The 14,284-nt window shown below is 59.2% G+C and carries 12 protein-coding genes and 1 tRNA gene; 12 read left to right on the top strand and 1 reads right to left on the bottom strand.

Going from position 1 to position 14,284, the window contains the following annotated elements; genetic code table 11:
- Positions 1-66: 66 nt before the first annotated feature.
- The 9 genes from rimP (at position 67) to AB4O36_RS22450 (ending at position 9,467) form a co-directional block, all read left to right on the top strand.
- Positions 67-525 carry a ribosome maturation factor RimP gene (rimP, locus tag AB4O36_RS22490; protein WP_460126821.1) on the top strand — a complete coding sequence of 153 codons (459 nt, stop codon included), beginning with the start codon at positions 67-69 and terminating at the stop codon, positions 523-525.
- A gap of 47 nt (positions 526-572) precedes the next feature.
- On the top strand, positions 573-2,054 hold the full coding sequence (nusA, locus tag AB4O36_RS22485; protein ID WP_460118237.1) for a transcription termination factor NusA: 1,482 nt from the start codon (positions 573-575) through the stop codon (positions 2,052-2,054).
- A 27-nt stretch (positions 2,055-2,081) separates the two neighbouring features.
- Positions 2,082-4,619, top strand: a complete 2,538-nt coding sequence (gene infB / locus AB4O36_RS22480) for a translation initiation factor IF-2 (protein WP_460140305.1) — start codon at positions 2,082-2,084, stop codon at positions 4,617-4,619.
- A 159-nt stretch (positions 4,620-4,778) separates the two neighbouring features.
- Complete coding sequence (gene rbfA, locus AB4O36_RS22475) at positions 4,779-5,180, top strand: 30S ribosome-binding factor RbfA (RefSeq protein WP_460140304.1); 402 nt, start codon at positions 4,779-4,781, stop codon at positions 5,178-5,180.
- Between the two features lie 3 nt (positions 5,181-5,183).
- Complete coding sequence (gene truB / locus AB4O36_RS22470) at positions 5,184-6,101, top strand: tRNA pseudouridine(55) synthase TruB (RefSeq protein WP_460118231.1); 918 nt, start codon at positions 5,184-5,186, stop codon at positions 6,099-6,101.
- A gap of 142 nt (positions 6,102-6,243) precedes the next feature.
- Positions 6,244-6,513 (top strand): 30S ribosomal protein S15, encoded by a 270-nt coding sequence (rpsO, locus tag AB4O36_RS22465; RefSeq protein WP_460118228.1) that lies wholly within the window; start codon positions 6,244-6,246, stop codon positions 6,511-6,513.
- A 196-nt stretch (positions 6,514-6,709) separates the two neighbouring features.
- Positions 6,710-8,815, top strand: coding sequence for a polyribonucleotide nucleotidyltransferase (pnp, locus tag AB4O36_RS22460; RefSeq protein ID WP_368556984.1), 2,106 nt, complete (start codon positions 6,710-6,712; stop codon positions 8,813-8,815).
- A gap of 140 nt (positions 8,816-8,955) precedes the next feature.
- A tRNA-Thr gene (locus AB4O36_RS22455) sits at positions 8,956-9,031 on the top strand.
- 130 nt (positions 9,032-9,161) lie between these two features.
- Positions 9,162-9,467 (top strand): DUF6388 family protein, encoded by a 306-nt coding sequence (locus AB4O36_RS22450; RefSeq protein ID WP_460118226.1) that lies wholly within the window; start codon positions 9,162-9,164, stop codon positions 9,465-9,467.
- Positions 9,468-9,541: 74 nt separating this feature from the next.
- On the opposite strand, the gene nadC is transcribed toward AB4O36_RS22450, so the two are convergent.
- Complete coding sequence (gene nadC / locus AB4O36_RS22445) at positions 9,542-10,390, bottom strand: carboxylating nicotinate-nucleotide diphosphorylase (RefSeq protein ID WP_460140303.1); 849 nt, start codon at positions 10,388-10,390, stop codon at positions 9,542-9,544.
- A gap of 248 nt (positions 10,391-10,638) precedes the next feature.
- Here nadC and AB4O36_RS22440 point away from each other — a divergent pair, with 248 nt between their 5' ends.
- The 3 genes from AB4O36_RS22440 to ampE all read left to right on the top strand — a co-directional run bounded on the left by AB4O36_RS22440 (position 10,639) and on the right by ampE (position 14,265).
- Positions 10,639-12,807, top strand: coding sequence for a DUF1631 domain-containing protein (locus AB4O36_RS22440; RefSeq protein WP_460140302.1), 2,169 nt, complete (start codon positions 10,639-10,641; stop codon positions 12,805-12,807).
- A gap of 64 nt (positions 12,808-12,871) precedes the next feature.
- On the top strand, positions 12,872-13,432 hold the full coding sequence (ampD, locus tag AB4O36_RS22435; RefSeq protein ID WP_460118220.1) for a 1,6-anhydro-N-acetylmuramyl-L-alanine amidase AmpD: 561 nt from the start codon (positions 12,872-12,874) through the stop codon (positions 13,430-13,432).
- A complete protein-coding gene (gene ampE, locus AB4O36_RS22430) occupies positions 13,429-14,265 on the top strand; it encodes a regulatory signaling modulator protein AmpE (protein ID WP_460140301.1) in 837 nt (278 codons plus the stop codon). The genes ampD and ampE overlap by 4 nt, the downstream gene beginning before the upstream one ends.
- Positions 14,266-14,284: the final 19 nt, after the last annotated feature.

Below are 14,284 nucleotides of genomic sequence, written 5' to 3'. Positions count from 1 at the left end.
CAATGGCGATCTCATGTGGGCTTTTTGCCCATTTTTTATTTGCAAAGCATGCACGAGGGGGTTCAGGTGTCGAGCAAGCTAGAACAGCTGCAGGCCTTGTTGGCCCCGGTAGTCGAGGCTCTTGGCTATCAATGCTGGGGGATCGAATTCATCTCTCAAGGCAAACATTCGGTCCTGCGAGTCTACATCGATAAAGAAGGCGGCATTCTGATCGAGGACTGCACCAAGGTGAGTCATCAGGTCAGCGCAGTTCTTGATGTCGAAGACCCGATCAGTTCTGAATACGCCCTTGAGGTTTCCTCTCCTGGCATGGATCGCCCACTGTTCACCTTGGAACAGTTTGCCTCGCATGCCGGTGAACAAGTGAAGATCAAGCTGCGCTCGCCTTTTGAAGGTCGACGCAACTTTCAGGGCCTTCTGCGCGGCGTAGAAGAGCAGGACGTAGTGGTGCAGGTAGAAGACCACGAGTTCCTGTTGCCGATCGATATGATCGACAAGGCCAACATTATTCCCAGTTTTGACTGAGACGCGGATCCCGCGGATCCAATGGCTTGCGAAAGGCGAGGCGTACGATGAGCAAAGAAGTACTGCTGGTAGTTGAGTCGGTATCCAATGAAAAGGGTGTACCGGCAAGTGTGATTTTTGAAGCGCTGGAGCTGGCTTTGGCCACTGCTACCAAAAAGCGTTTCGAGGATGAGGTCGATCTGCGTGTGGAAATCAACCGCCACACCGGTGCCTACGAGACTTTCCGTCGCTGGACAGTCGTCGAGGAAGACGATCTGGACGATCCTGCGATCGAAACCTGGCCGAGCAAGGTTGCGCAAACGCATCCTGGCGCCAAGGTCGGTGACGTCGTCGAAGAAAAGATCGAGTCCATCGAATTCGGCCGCATCGCTGCACAGACTGCCAAGCAGGTCATCGTGCAGAAAGTTCGCGAAGCCGAGCGTGCTCAAGTCGTTGACGCCTATCGCGAGCGCCTGGGGGAAATCATCTCCGGCACCGTGAAGAAAGTGACCCGCGACAACGTGATCGTCGACCTGGGCAACAACGCTGAAGCGTTGCTGGCCCGCGAAGACATCATCTCTCGCGAAACCTTCCGGGTTGGCGTGCGTTTGCGTGCCCTGCTCAAGGAAATCCGCACCGAGAACCGCGGCCCGCAGCTAATCTTGTCGCGTACCGCGCCGGAAATGCTGATCGAGCTGTTCCGTATCGAAGTGCCGGAAATTGCTGAAGGCCTGATCGAAGTGATGGCTGCGTCCCGTGATCCGGGGTCGCGCGCCAAGATCGCCGTCCGCTCCAAGGACAAACGCATCGACCCACAAGGTGCCTGCATCGGTATGCGCGGTTCGCGCGTCCAGGCGGTATCGGGTGAGTTGGGCGGCGAGCGTGTGGACATCGTCCTGTGGGACGATAACCCGGCTCAGTTCGTGATCAACGCCATGTCCCCGGCGGAGGTTGCGGCAATTATCGTTGACGAAGATGCCCATGCAATGGACATCGCCGTTGGCGCAGACAATCTGGCTCAGGCCATCGGTCGTGGTGGTCAGAACGTGCGTCTGGCAAGCCAATTGACTGGCTGGACCCTGAACGTGATGACCGAATCGGACATCCAGGCCAAGCAGCAAGCAGAAACTGGCGACATCCTGCGCAACTTCATCGACGAGCTGGAAGTCGACGAAGAGCTGGCGCAGGTGCTGGTTGATGAAGGCTTCACAAGCCTGGAAGAGATTGCCTACGTACCGTTGGAAGAAATGCTCAACATCGACGGCTTTGACGAAGAAATCGTCAACGAGCTTCGTGCTCGTGCCAAGGACCGCTTGTTGACCAAAGCCATCGCTACTGAGGAAAAGCTGGCAGACGCCCATCCGGCCGAAGACCTGCTCTCGCTTGAGGGTATGGACAAGGATTTGGCGGTGGAACTGGCGGTGCGCGGCGTAATTACCCGCGAAGACCTGGCCGAGCAGTCTATTGACGACCTGCTCGACATCGACGGCATCGACGATGATCGTGCCGGCAAGTTGATCATGGCCGCCCGAGCCCACTGGTTCGAGTAATTAGGCGCGGCCTGAGGAGAGAAATGCATGACGCAAGTCACGGTGAAACAACTGGCCGATGAGGTCAAAACACCGGTAGAGCGCCTGTTGCAGCAGATGCGTGAGGCAGGTCTGCCGCACACCGCCGCCGAAGAAAATGTGACTGACAGTGAGAAGCAATCCCTGCTGACTCACTTGAAAAGCAGCCACAAGGCGAAAGTGGAAGAACCACGCAAGATTACGCTGCAGCGTAAAACCACCAGCACCCTGCGTGTTGCTGGCAGCAAAAGCATCAGCGTTGAAGTTCGTAAAAAGAAAGTGTTTGTGCAGCGCAGCCCGGAAGAAATCGAAGCCGAGCGCAAGCGTGAGCTGGATGAGCGCCGTGCAGTAGAAAATGCTGCTCGTCAGAAGGCTGAAGAAGAAGCCAAGCGTCGCGCCGAAGAAGAAGCGCGTCGTCAGCCTGCGTCGGTTGAAGCGCCTGTTGCTGCGGCCGAGCCTGTAGCAGCGCCTGCCCCGGTCGCCGAGCCTGTGCGTGAAAGCGCCCCGGTTGCAGCGGCAGCGCCGGCACCTGCGGCCGATGCTCGCAAGCGCGACGAACAGCGTCGTCCAGACAAACCACGCGCCGACGACAACAATCGTCGTGGCGGCGGTGCTGGCGACGGCGAGCGCAAGAACGCTCCGCATCGCGCTACGGTCAAAGAGAAAGCACCTGCGCCACGTGCAGCGCCACGCACTACCGACGAAGAAAGCGATGGCTTCCGTCGTGGTGGTCGCGGCAAGGCCAAGCTGAAGAAGCGCAACGCCCACGGTTTCCAGAGCCCAACCGGCCCTGTCGTGCGCGAAGTGAAGATCGGCGAGACCATCACCGTGGGCGATCTGGCCCAGCAGATGTCGGTCAAGGCTGCTGAAATCATCAAGTTCATGTTCAAGCTGGGTACGCCGGCGACCATCAACCAGGTACTGGACCAGGAAACTGCCCAACTGGTTGCTGAAGAGCTGGGCCACAAAGTGACCCTGGTCAGCGACACCGCCCTGGAAGATTCCCTGGCCGAGTCCCTGAAGTTCGAAGGTGAGGCCGTTTCCCGTGCTCCGGTCGTGACCGTAATGGGCCACGTTGACCACGGTAAGACCTCCCTGCTCGACTACATCCGTCGTGCGAAGGTTGCTGCTGGCGAAGCCGGTGGTATTACCCAGCACATCGGTGCGTACCACGTTGAAACCGACCGTGGCATGGTGACGTTCCTCGACACCCCAGGTCACGCCGCGTTTACCGCCATGCGTGCCCGTGGTGCCAAGGCGACCGACATCGTGATCCTGGTGGTTGCAGCGGACGACGGCGTGATGCCGCAGACCATCGAGGCGGTGCAGCACGCTCAGGCCGCCGGTGTTCCGCTGGTCGTGGCCGTGAACAAGATCGACAAGCCGGGCGCCGATCTCGATCGCATCCGTAGCGAACTGTCGGCACACGGCGTGACCTCCGAAGAGTGGGGTGGTGACACACCATTCGTACCGGTTTCCGCGAAGATGGGTACCGGTGTCGACGAGTTGCTCGAAGCCGTATTGCTGCAAGCCGAAGTACTGGAATTGACTGCCACACCGTCGGCTCCTGGCCGTGGTGTCGTGGTTGAATCGCGCCTGGACAAGGGCCGTGGCCCGGTGGCTACCGTGCTGGTTCAGGACGGTACTCTGCGTCAAGGCGACATGGTCCTGGTCGGTTCGAACTATGGCCGCGTTCGCGCCATGCTCGACGAGAACGGCAAGCCAATCAAGGAAGCCGGTCCGGCCATCCCTGTCGAGATTCTCGGCCTGGACGGTACCCCGGACGCTGGCGACGAGATGAGCGTGGTTGCCGACGAGAAGAAAGCCCGTGAAGTGGCTCTGTTCCGTCAAGGCAAGTTCCGCGAAGTCAAACTGGCTCGCGCTCACGCCGGCAAGCTGGAAAACATCTTCGAAAACATGGGTCAGGAAGAGAAGAAGACGCTCAACATCGTCCTCAAATCCGACGTCCGTGGTTCGTTGGAAGCGTTGAACGGTGCCTTGAATGGCCTGGGCAACGACGAAGTGCAAGTGCGCGTAGTGGGTGGCGGCGTCGGTGGTATCACCGAGTCCGACGCCAACTTGGCACTGGCTTCCAACGCTGTTCTGTTCGGCTTCAACGTGCGTGCCGATGCTGGCGCTCGCAAGATCGTCGAGCAGGAAGGTCTGGATATGCGTTACTACAACGTGATCTACGACATCATCGAAGACGTCAAGAAAGCCCTGACCGGTATGCTCGGCAGCGATGTTCGCGAGAACATCCTGGGTGTGGCCGAAGTACGTGACGTGTTCCGTTCGCCGAAGTTTGGCGCGATCGCCGGTTGCATGGTGATCGAAGGTACCGTTTACCGTAACCGTCCGATCCGTGTACTGCGTGAAGACATCGTTATCTTCGAAGGCGAGCTGGAATCCCTGCGCCGCTTCAAGGATGACGCTTCGGAAGTACGTGCCGGCATGGAATGCGGTATCGGCGTCAAGAGCTACAACGACGTCAAAGTCGGTGACAAGATCGAAGTCTTCGAGAAGGTTCAGGTTGCTCGCAGCCTCTAACTCGCGCACTTCAAGGGCCACGCCAAGCCGCCGCATGCAGATGCGCGGCGCGGTGTCCTGGCTCTGAACGCAACGCCCGGTCTGGCTTTCGTCAGGCCGGGCGTTTGCCGCTTTCAGACCCTGCGGGTTTCACCGTGGGGCAGTAACAGGTAACAAGACATGGCAAAAGAATACAGCCGTACCCAACGTATCGGCGATCAAATGCAGCGTGAGCTGGCCCAGTTGATCCGTCGTGAAGTCAAGGATCCACGTGTCGGCCTGGTGACCATCACCGCCGTTGAAGTGAGCCGTGACGTCGGTCACGCCAAGATCTTCATCACGGTGATGGGGCAGGATAACGCCGAAGACATCGCGCAAAGCATCAAGGTGCTCAACTCCGCCGCCGGTTTCCTGCGTATGCAGTTGGCCCGCGAAATGAAGTTGCGCAGCGTTCCGCAGTTGCACTTCCACTACGACGAAAGCGTCGTACGTGGCGCGCACCTGTCGGCCCTGATCGAGCGCGCGGTCGCTGAAGACAGCCAGCACTCGGTTGCGGCGCAAGCTGAAGACACCAAGGAGTAATCGGTGGCTCAGGTCAAACGTATCCGTCGTAACGTCAGCGGCATCATTCTGCTCGACAAGCCCCTGGGCTTTACCTCGAACGCGGCGTTGCAGAAGGTTCGCTGGCTGCTCAATGCCGAGAAGGCCGGGCACACCGGCAGTCTCGACCCGCTGGCCACCGGGGTATTACCGTTGTGCTTCGGCGAGGCCACCAAGTTTTCGCAATACCTGCTCGATTCCGACAAGGGGTACGAAACCCTGGCGCAACTGGGCAAGACCACCACCACGGCGGATGCTGAGGGTGAGGTTTTGCAGGAGCGTCCGGTGACCGTTGGTCGATCCGATGTCGAAGCGGCGCTGCCGAAATTTCGAGGTCAAATCAGTCAGATACCGCCAATGTACTCGGCGCTCAAGCGTGATGGCCAGCCGCTGTACAAGCTCGCACGTGCAGGTGAAGTAGTGGAGCGCGAACCGCGTTCTGTTACTATTGCGCGCTTGGAATTGCTGGCCTTCGAAGGTGATACTGCGCGGCTAGCCGTGGATTGCAGCAAAGGCACCTATATTCGCACCCTGGTTGAGGATATCGGTGAGCAACTCGGTTGTGGCGCTTACGTTGCAGAACTGCGACGCACCCAGGCCGGGCCTTTCACGCTGGCGCAGACGGTGACGCTCGAAGAGCTGGAAGCCGTACATGCCGAAGGCGGCAACGAAGCGGTCGACCGCTTCCTGATGCCATCGGACAGCGGCTTGCTGGATTGGCCGCTGTTGCAGTTCTCCGAAGCGAGCGCGTTCTATTGGCTCAACGGCCAACCGGTTCGCGCCCCGGACGCTCCGAAGTTCGGCATGGTACGGGTACAGGATCACAACGGTCGCTTCATCGGAATCGGTGAAGTGAGCGAAGACGGGCGCATCGCGCCGCGTCGATTGATTCGGTCGGAATGACCGAAACCGGTCTGCGTAACAGCAGGCTGGCGAGGGTGGCTGTTAGCAGGCACGGTTACTTCTCATTTATAGATACAGGGATTTGTCCCTGGCCTGTTGAAGCTGTTTCTCTGAAACAGTTTCCTGATAAAAGGATTGCCTCATGGCTCTCAGCGTTGAAGAAAAAGCTCAAATCGTTACCGACTACCAGCAAGCTGTTGGTGATACTGGTTCTCCAGAAGTGCAAGTTGCACTGCTGACCCACAACATCAACAAACTGCAAGGTCACTTCAAGGCCAACGGTAAAGATCACCACTCCCGTCGTGGTCTGATCCGCATGGTTAACCAGCGTCGTAAGCTGCTGGACTACCTGAAAGGCAAAGACGTGAGCCGTTACAGCGCTCTGATCGGTCGCCTGGGTCTGCGTCGCTAATCAGCGATTGCGCTAGAGGTTGGTTGTCTGTCGTACGTCAGTGGGTTTCCCGCTGGCGTATGGCAGGCTCCCAGCCTCAAGTTTTATCTGGATGCACGTTTTACCCTGGACAGGCGTTGGGCCGATTCCCGACATTGCCCAAGAATTTCGCAAGAAGACAAGTTCCCCCAAGAGCCACAAAAGAAGGTAGGACACCGTGAACCCGGTAATCAAAAAATTCCAGTTCGGTCAGTCGACCGTTACTCTCGAGACTGGCCGTATCGCCCGTCAGGCCTCCGGCGCAGTATTGGTCACCGTTGACGACGACGTCAGCGTATTGGTGACCGTAGTCGGTGCCAAGCAAGCCGATCCAGGCAAGGGCTTCTTCCCTCTGTCCGTTCACTACCAGGAAAAGACTTACGCTGCCGGTAAGATCCCTGGCGGTTTCTTCAAGCGCGAAGGCCGTCCTTCCGAGAAAGAAACCCTGACTTCCCGACTGATCGACCGTCCGATCCGTCCGCTGTTCCCAGAAGGCTTCATGAACGAAGTGCAGGTTGTCTGCACCGTCGTTTCCACCAGTAAGAAGACCGATCCGGACATCGCTGCGATGATCGGTACCTCGGCTGCGCTGGCGATCTCCGGCATTCCTTTCGATGGCCCGATCGGCGCTGCCCGTGTTGCTTTCCATGAAAGCACCGGCTACCTGCTGAACCCGACCTACGAGCAACTGGCTGCCTCCAGCCTGGACATGGTCGTCGCCGGTACCGAAGAAGCCGTACTGATGGTTGAATCGGAAGCCAAAGAACTGACCGAAGACCAGATGCTGGGCGCTGTACTGTTCGCCCACGACGAATTCCAGTCGGTGATCAAAGCTGTAAAAGAGCTGGCTGCCGAAGCTGCCAAGCCAACCTGGACCTGGGCTCCACAAGCTGAAGCCACCGAACTGCTGGGCGCTATCCGTGCCGAGTTCGGCGAAGCGATCTCCCAGGCTTACACCATCACCGTCAAGGCCGACCGTTACGCTCGTCTGGGCGAGTTGAAGGATCAAGTGGTTGCCAAGCTGTCCGGTGAGGAAGGCCAGCCTTCGTCCAGCGAAGTCAAAGCGGCTTTCGGTGAAATCGAATACCGCACCGTTCGCGAAAACATCGTTAACGGCAAGCCACGTATCGACGGTCGTGACACCCGTACCGTTCGTCCGCTGAACATCGAAGTGGGTGTTCTGCCAAAGACCCACGGTTCGGCGCTGTTCACCCGTGGTGAAACCCAGGCGCTGGTCGTTGCAACCCTGGGCACCGCCCGTGACGCGCAGCTGCTGGACACCCTGGAAGGCGAGAAAAAAGACCCGTTCATGCTGCACTACAACTTCCCTCCGTTCTCGGTAGGCGAGTGTGGCCGCATGGGTGGCGCTGGTCGTCGTGAAATCGGTCACGGCCGTCTGGCTCGTCGTTCGGTTCAGGCCATGCTGCCAGCGGCCGACGTGTTCCCGTACACCATCCGCGTGGTATCGGAAATCACCGAATCCAACGGTTCGAGCTCGATGGCTTCGGTCTGCGGCGCTTCCCTGGCCCTGATGGACGCTGGTGTTCCAATGAAGGCGCCGGTTGCCGGTATCGCCATGGGCCTGGTTAAAGAAGGCGAGAAATTCGCCGTCCTGACCGACATCCTGGGTGACGAAGACCACCTGGGCGACATGGACTTCAAGGTAGCCGGTACCGCCAAAGGCGTCACCGCGCTGCAGATGGACATCAAGATCAAGGGCATCACCGAAGAAATCATGGAGATCGCTCTGGGCCAAGCCCTGGAAGCGCGCCTGAACATCCTCGGCCAGATGAACCAGATCATTGGCCAGTCGCGTACCGAACTGTCGGCCAACGCTCCGACCATGATCGCGATGAAAATCGACACCGACAAAATCCGTGATGTCATCGGTAAAGGCGGCGCGACCATCCGTGCGATCTGCGAAGAGACCAAGGCTTCGATCGACATCGAAGACGATGGCTCGATCAAGATCTTCGGCGAAACCAAGGAAGCGGCTGAAGCGGCTCGTCAGCGCGTCCTGGGCATCACCGCAGAAGCTGAAATCGGCAAGATCTACGTCGGCAAGGTTGAGCGCATCGTCGACTTCGGCGCGTTCGTCAACATTCTGCCGGGCAAGGACGGTCTGGTTCACATCTCCATGCTGAGCGATGCTCGCGTAGAGAAAGTGACCGACATCCTCAAGGAAGGCCAGGAAGTGGAAGTATTGGTACTGGACGTGGACAACCGCGGCCGTATCAAGCTGTCCATCAAAGACGTGGCAGCAGCCAAGGCTTCGGGCGTTTAATCACCCCGCACGCCTGACCGCTCCAACGTTATGAAAAATGCCCCGCAGCGCAAGTTGCGGGGCATTTTTTTTGTGTGCACGAAAACGAAACGAATCGTGAAGTTGCCTGGCCTGAACGTCAGTGCTAGGTTTAGCCCACTGCCCGTGTAGCTCAGTCGGTAGAGCAGCGCACTCGTAACGCGAAGGTCGCAGGTTCGATTCCTGTTTCGGGCACCACCACCCTGTTTGCGATGATCCCCGAATGGTTCTGAAGGCCAGATAAACCGCCGTACATCCGGTTATTTGCGTCAGAGAGATCCTAGATGATCCAGATCCATCTTCCATTCCATCGATCAGCGAGAACGACATGACCGTAACAGCATTGAGCCAGGAAGCCCGGCACGAAGAAGCGCTGAAAAAGTACCTGCTTGAATCCCCGCAATTGGCCGACGAGATCAAGGATCTGCCCGCTGATGATCAGAAAGACCAGATCCAGTGGGCGTTCGAGGATGAGGCGGAAGCCCAGGGCTTGCAACCGTGGGAGCTGACGCTCAAGTACACCTCGAGCCCGGAGGAATTCGAGGCGACGCGCCTGGCCCTGCACAAGGAAGCGGCCGAAGTGTTGGGCGTCGAGTGGGAAGAGTACTGCGAGATGAATAATCTCGTCGTTTGACGAGAGCTTCAAGCGGCGAGCCTCAAGCGGCAAGTGACCCTGCCTGGGCTTGCGGCTTGCGGCTAATCGCTGGGTTACAAACTCAAGCGCATCGACAGATCGACTGCTTTCACATCCTTGGTCATTGCACCAATGGAAATGTAATCCACCCCGGTCTGCGCAATCGGCAGCAATGTCGATTCGTTGATTCCGCCGCTGGCCTCCAGCTTCGCCTTGCCGCCATTGAGTCGCACGGCTTCGCGCATGTCATCCAGGTTCAGCTCGTCGAGCATGATGATGTCGGCGCCGGCCGCCAGTGCTTCCTTGAGCTCTGCCAGGCTTTCCACCTCGATCTCCACCGGTTTGCCCGGCGCAATCTTGTGCGCAGCGCTGATCGCCTCGGCGATGCCACCGCACGCGGCGATGTGGTTTTCCTTGATCAGGAAAGCGTCGTAGAGGCCGATGCGGTGGTTGTGGCAGCCGCCGCAGGTGACGGCGTACTTTTGCGCCAGGCGTAGCCCTGGCAGGGTTTTGCGCGTGTCGAGCAGCTTTACCTGGGTTTCAGACACGAAATCTGCCAGGTATTGAGCGCGAGTGGCCACGCCGGAGAGCATTTGCAGGAAATTCAGGGCGCTGCGTTCGCCCGTCAACAACGAGCGAGCAGGGCCTTCGAGGTGGAACAGGGCCTGGTTGGGCTGGACCCGTTCGCCGTCTCGCACCTGCCAATGCACCGCAACACGCGGGTCCAGCTGGCGGAACACCGCGTCTACCCAAGCGGCGCCGGCAATGACAGCCGCGTCGCGGGTAATGATGGTGGCTTTGGCCAGGCGTTCAGCCGGGATGAGTTGCGCGGTGATGTCGCCGCTGCCCACATCTTCGAGCAACGCACGGCGTACGTTGGCTTCGATTTCGGCGGTGAGATCGGCGAGACGAAGATTGGGCATAACGGACTCCACAAACAAAGTGGCCCGAGTATAGGGCCTTGGCGCAACGCACCCAAGGCGTGTGACGCCCTTGTGTCGCTCCGAAGGCGTCATTTTCTCGGTTTCCGTGAATCATTCGCCGCCATCGATGGTCCATCTGGAGTGCCTGCTTGCGGTCTGTAGAGAGTTTGCTGGCACTGGAGCCCTCTTTTACAAGATAATGCGCCTTGCATTTGGCGCCATGACTTTGACGCCCACAGGAGAGCGGGATGCACAACGATGGGAATGTAGTGCCTTTGCGCAAGGTGACTACCGATTCGGCAACATTGTCGCCGCTCGCCCGTGTGCCCGTGATTCTGCTGCAGGTTCGCGACAAGGCGGTACTCCAGCTCAGGCACGGCATGCAGACGCTGTTCGATAATGCCGATGATATGTTGTTCGAAATGTCCGACCGTGCGCGTGGGGACGTTGAACAGAACATCTTCTTCCAGGCCATGCGCGACTTGCGACTCAAGCGCAAAAATATCGAACGGGTTTTTCTTGAGCAGGTGCTGGAGGCGTTTGTCAGTCTCACCCGCTACAGCGAAGCGGCGATCGCGGCCCCTGCTGCCCTCGGCGTGGTAACGCCGCTCTCTGGCGATGAGCTGGAGCGCAGCCTGGCGGTAGAGGCCATGGTCAACAAGGTGCTGAACCGCGACGGTTTTGCGCTGGACCAGCTGACCGCCAGGCTCAGCACCCTGATCGGCAAGAAATTGGTGACCGCAGACAATCCGTTGGGACCTGCGATGCTTTGCGAGTATTTCATGCAGGCGGCACGCAATCTTGGGTTGGAGATCAAGGTCAAGTTGATCATCCTCAAGCTTTTCGAGCGTTATGTGCTCAACGACGCCGACCAACTCTACGCCGAAGCCAACCAGCTGCTGATCGCCACCGGCATCTTGCCCGATCTCAAGTCCGCCCCTGCGCGGCGCGCGCTCGATCGTGCGCAGGCCAGTGTCCAGGCCGAAACCACCGAAGCCAGTGCGCCGCTCGATCAGGATGTTCAGGAAGTGTTCGCCGCCCTGCAAGAGCTGCTGCTTCACATGCGTGGCCGAATTGCGCCGACCCTGGAGGTCAGTGCGCCGGCTCAGCCGATTTCCACCCGCGACCTGTTGCGTCTGCTCTCGCATCTGCAGCAATACGTGCCGCCGCCTGCGGTGCAGGATGACTTCGACCTTCGCAACCAGCTCGAACAGCTGTTGACCCGGGTCAGCCTCAAAAGCGGCAAGTCGCGAGTGGTGGGTGTCGCCGATGAAGACGTGATCAACCTGATCACGATGTTGTTCGAATGCATCCTCGATGACCGCAACTTGCCGGATTCGCTGAAAGCGCTGATTGGTCGCCTGCAGATTCCGATGCTCAAGGTAGCGGTGCTGGACAAGAGTTTCTTCAGTCGGGGCTGTCACCCGGCTCGGCGCCTGCTCAACGAAATCGCCGCCGCCGCCATGGGCTGGGGCGATTGCGACGATCATCAGCGCGACAGCTTGTACCTGCGTATCGAACAAGTCGTGCAACGCCTGTTGAGCGACTTTGTCGACGATCCGGCGATCTTTTCCGATCTGTTGGCCGAATTCCTGGCTTTCACCAGCGACGAACGCCGCCGCAGCGACCTGTTGGAGCAACGCACCCGCGACGCCGAAGAGGGCCGTGCGAGAGCCGAGTTGGCCGGCCAGCAAGTTGAGCAGGCATTGAACGCGGTGCTGCTGGGTAAAGTGCTACCCAGGCAAGTACTGGCGTTTGTTCAGCAAGCCTGGAGCCAGGTCTTGCTGTTGACGTGCCTCAAGCACGGTGACCAGTCCGAGCAGTGGCGAGCCGATGTACAGACCCTGGAGCAATTGGTCTGGAGCGTGCAGCGTCATGACGAGCCCGACAGTGAGCTACGGCTGCTGGAACTGGTGCCCGGGTTGCTCAAGGCGCTGCGCGAGGGGTTGAACCGGTCGGCGTTCGATCCGTTTGCCACGGCCGAGTTTTTCAGTGAGCTGGAAAGCCTGCACGTCCAGGCGTTCGAACAAAAAGCCCCCGAGGCCGAGGCGCCGGTGATGGTGCAGGTGCAGGAGCAAATCCAGTTGCACAACGCCGATGAGGGGCCGGTCGATACAGGTTCGGCGGCGGACGATGAGAGCCTGCTTCAGATTGATCGGCTGCAGGTGGGGGGCTGGGTAGAGTTTCAGGAAGAAGAGGAAAACACCCTGCGTTGCAAGCTGGCGGCAATCATCGACACCACGGGCAAGTACATTTTCGTGGATCGCACCGGGATGAAGGTGCGCGAGCGCAGCCGTGAAAGCCTGGCACTGGATATACGCCGCCATACCGTGCGAATCCTCGATGACACCTTGCTGTTCGATCGGGCCCTGGAGTCGGTGATCGATAATCTGCAGCGTCTCAATCGCGGCAAGTGATCGCGTGACGGGGGGCTATCGCGGCATACTGGGTGCCAACACAGTCGACGTCGAAGGAAACGGTATGCAGTTGGACCCCGCGAGCGGTTGGTGCCAGGGCGTGAATGTTTGCCCTTCACCCAACTTCAATGCGCGCCCCTCGGGCGAAATCTCCCTGCTGGTGATCCACAACATCAGCTTGCCGCCGGCGCAATTCGCCACCGGCAAGGTGCAGGAATTCTTCCAGAATCGGCTGGATGTCACAGAGCATCCCTACTTTGAGGGGATCGCCGAACTGCGGGTGTCGGCCCACTTCCTGATTGAGCGAGACGGTACTGTCACCCAATTCGTGTCGTGCCTGGAACGCGCCTGGCATGCCGGTGTTTCGTGTTTCGAAGGCCGGGAAACCTGTAACGATTTTTCCGTGGGCATCGAGCTGGAAGGCACCGATGATCTGCCTTTCACCGACGCTCAATACGAGGCATTGACTGCATTGACGTTGCAGTTGCAGGACGCCTTCCCGGCCATCACCACGCAGCGTATCTGCGGGCATAGCGACATTGCTCCCGGGCGCAAGACTGATCCGGGGCCGGCGTTTGACTGGAGTCGTTATCGCGCAGCCCTGGCCAAAGAGGAACAACGATGAGTTTTCTGGTGTTGCTGTTGGCAGTGTGGATCGAGAAATTCTCGGCCCTGCGCCATCAAATTCAGCGTGACGGCGGTTGGGTACGTGAACTGCACAAGCTGGAGGCCAGCCCGCGCCTGGTCAATCACCCGTGGTGGGTGCTGCTGATCCTGGTGTTGTTGCCGGTGGCCCTGCTGGGGCTGTTGCTGGTGGTACTGGACCCGGTCGCCTACGGACTGCTGGCGCTGCCGGTGCATTTGCTGGTGGTGATTTACAGCTTGGGGCGTGGTGATTTGCTGGGTGGTCTCGGGCCGTTTCGCGATGCCTGGCGCCGCGAGGATTTGCAGGCTGCGGCGCATGTTGCCAAGCGCGATCTCGATATCTGCGCCGACAGTGGCGAGCAACTGCTGGAGCGTGTCCAGGGGCACCTGCTGTGGCAGGCCTACCAGAGCTTTTTTGCGGTGATCTTCTGGTATTTCCTACTGGGGCCGGTGGCAGCGCTGAGTTATCGCCTGTTGGCCCTTGCCGAGGAGCATGGGCAAAATCCGACGGTGGTTGAGTGTGCGGCGCAGTTGCGACACGCCTTCGACTGGGTGCCGGTGCGCCTGCTGGCCGCCAGTTTTGCCTTGGTTGGCAATTTTGTCGCAGTGAGCCGGGTCATGCTCCACGAACTGTTGAACTGGAACATCAGCGCCGCTCAACTGATCGAGAAAATCGGACTGGTGGCCGGTGAAATCCCCGCGCCGGTAGCCGGGCCCGATGGCATCAATAGCCTCGACCGGATCTGGGAGCTGCTACTGCGGGCCGCGGTGCTCTGGTACGCCGATTTTGCCCTGTGGACGGTCCTTCCCTGAACGCATTCCTGTAGCCGCG

It is taken from the genome of Pseudomonas sp. S2_E01, from assembly GCF_054668365.1.
Note: the sequence above shows the minus strand (reverse complement) of the source record. Positions and strands in the feature narration are given on the sequence as shown.

Excerpts from the sequence above, each read along its gene's own strand:
- nusA (WP_460118237.1), top strand. The coding sequence starts at position 573 with ATGAGCAAAGAAGTACTGCTGGTAGTTGAGTCGGTATCCAATGAAAAG.
- infB (WP_460140305.1), top strand. The coding sequence starts at position 2,082 with ATGACGCAAGTCACGGTGAAACAACTGGCCGATGAGGTCAAAACACCG.
- rbfA (WP_460140304.1), top strand. The coding sequence starts at position 4,779 with ATGGCAAAAGAATACAGCCGTACCCAACGTATCGGCGATCAAATGCAG.
- rpsO (WP_460118228.1), top strand. The coding sequence starts at position 6,244 with ATGGCTCTCAGCGTTGAAGAAAAAGCTCAAATCGTTACCGACTACCAG.
- AB4O36_RS22450 (WP_460118226.1), top strand. The coding sequence starts at position 9,162 with ATGACCGTAACAGCATTGAGCCAGGAAGCCCGGCACGAAGAAGCGCTG.
- nadC (WP_460140303.1), bottom strand. The coding sequence starts at position 10,390 with ATGCCCAATCTTCGTCTCGCCGATCTCACCGCCGAAATCGAAGCCAAC.
- AB4O36_RS22440 (WP_460140302.1), top strand. The coding sequence starts at position 10,639 with ATGCACAACGATGGGAATGTAGTGCCTTTGCGCAAGGTGACTACCGAT.
- ampD (WP_460118220.1), top strand. The coding sequence starts at position 12,872 with ATGCAGTTGGACCCCGCGAGCGGTTGGTGCCAGGGCGTGAATGTTTGC.
- ampE (WP_460140301.1), top strand. The coding sequence starts at position 13,429 with ATGAGTTTTCTGGTGTTGCTGTTGGCAGTGTGGATCGAGAAATTCTCG.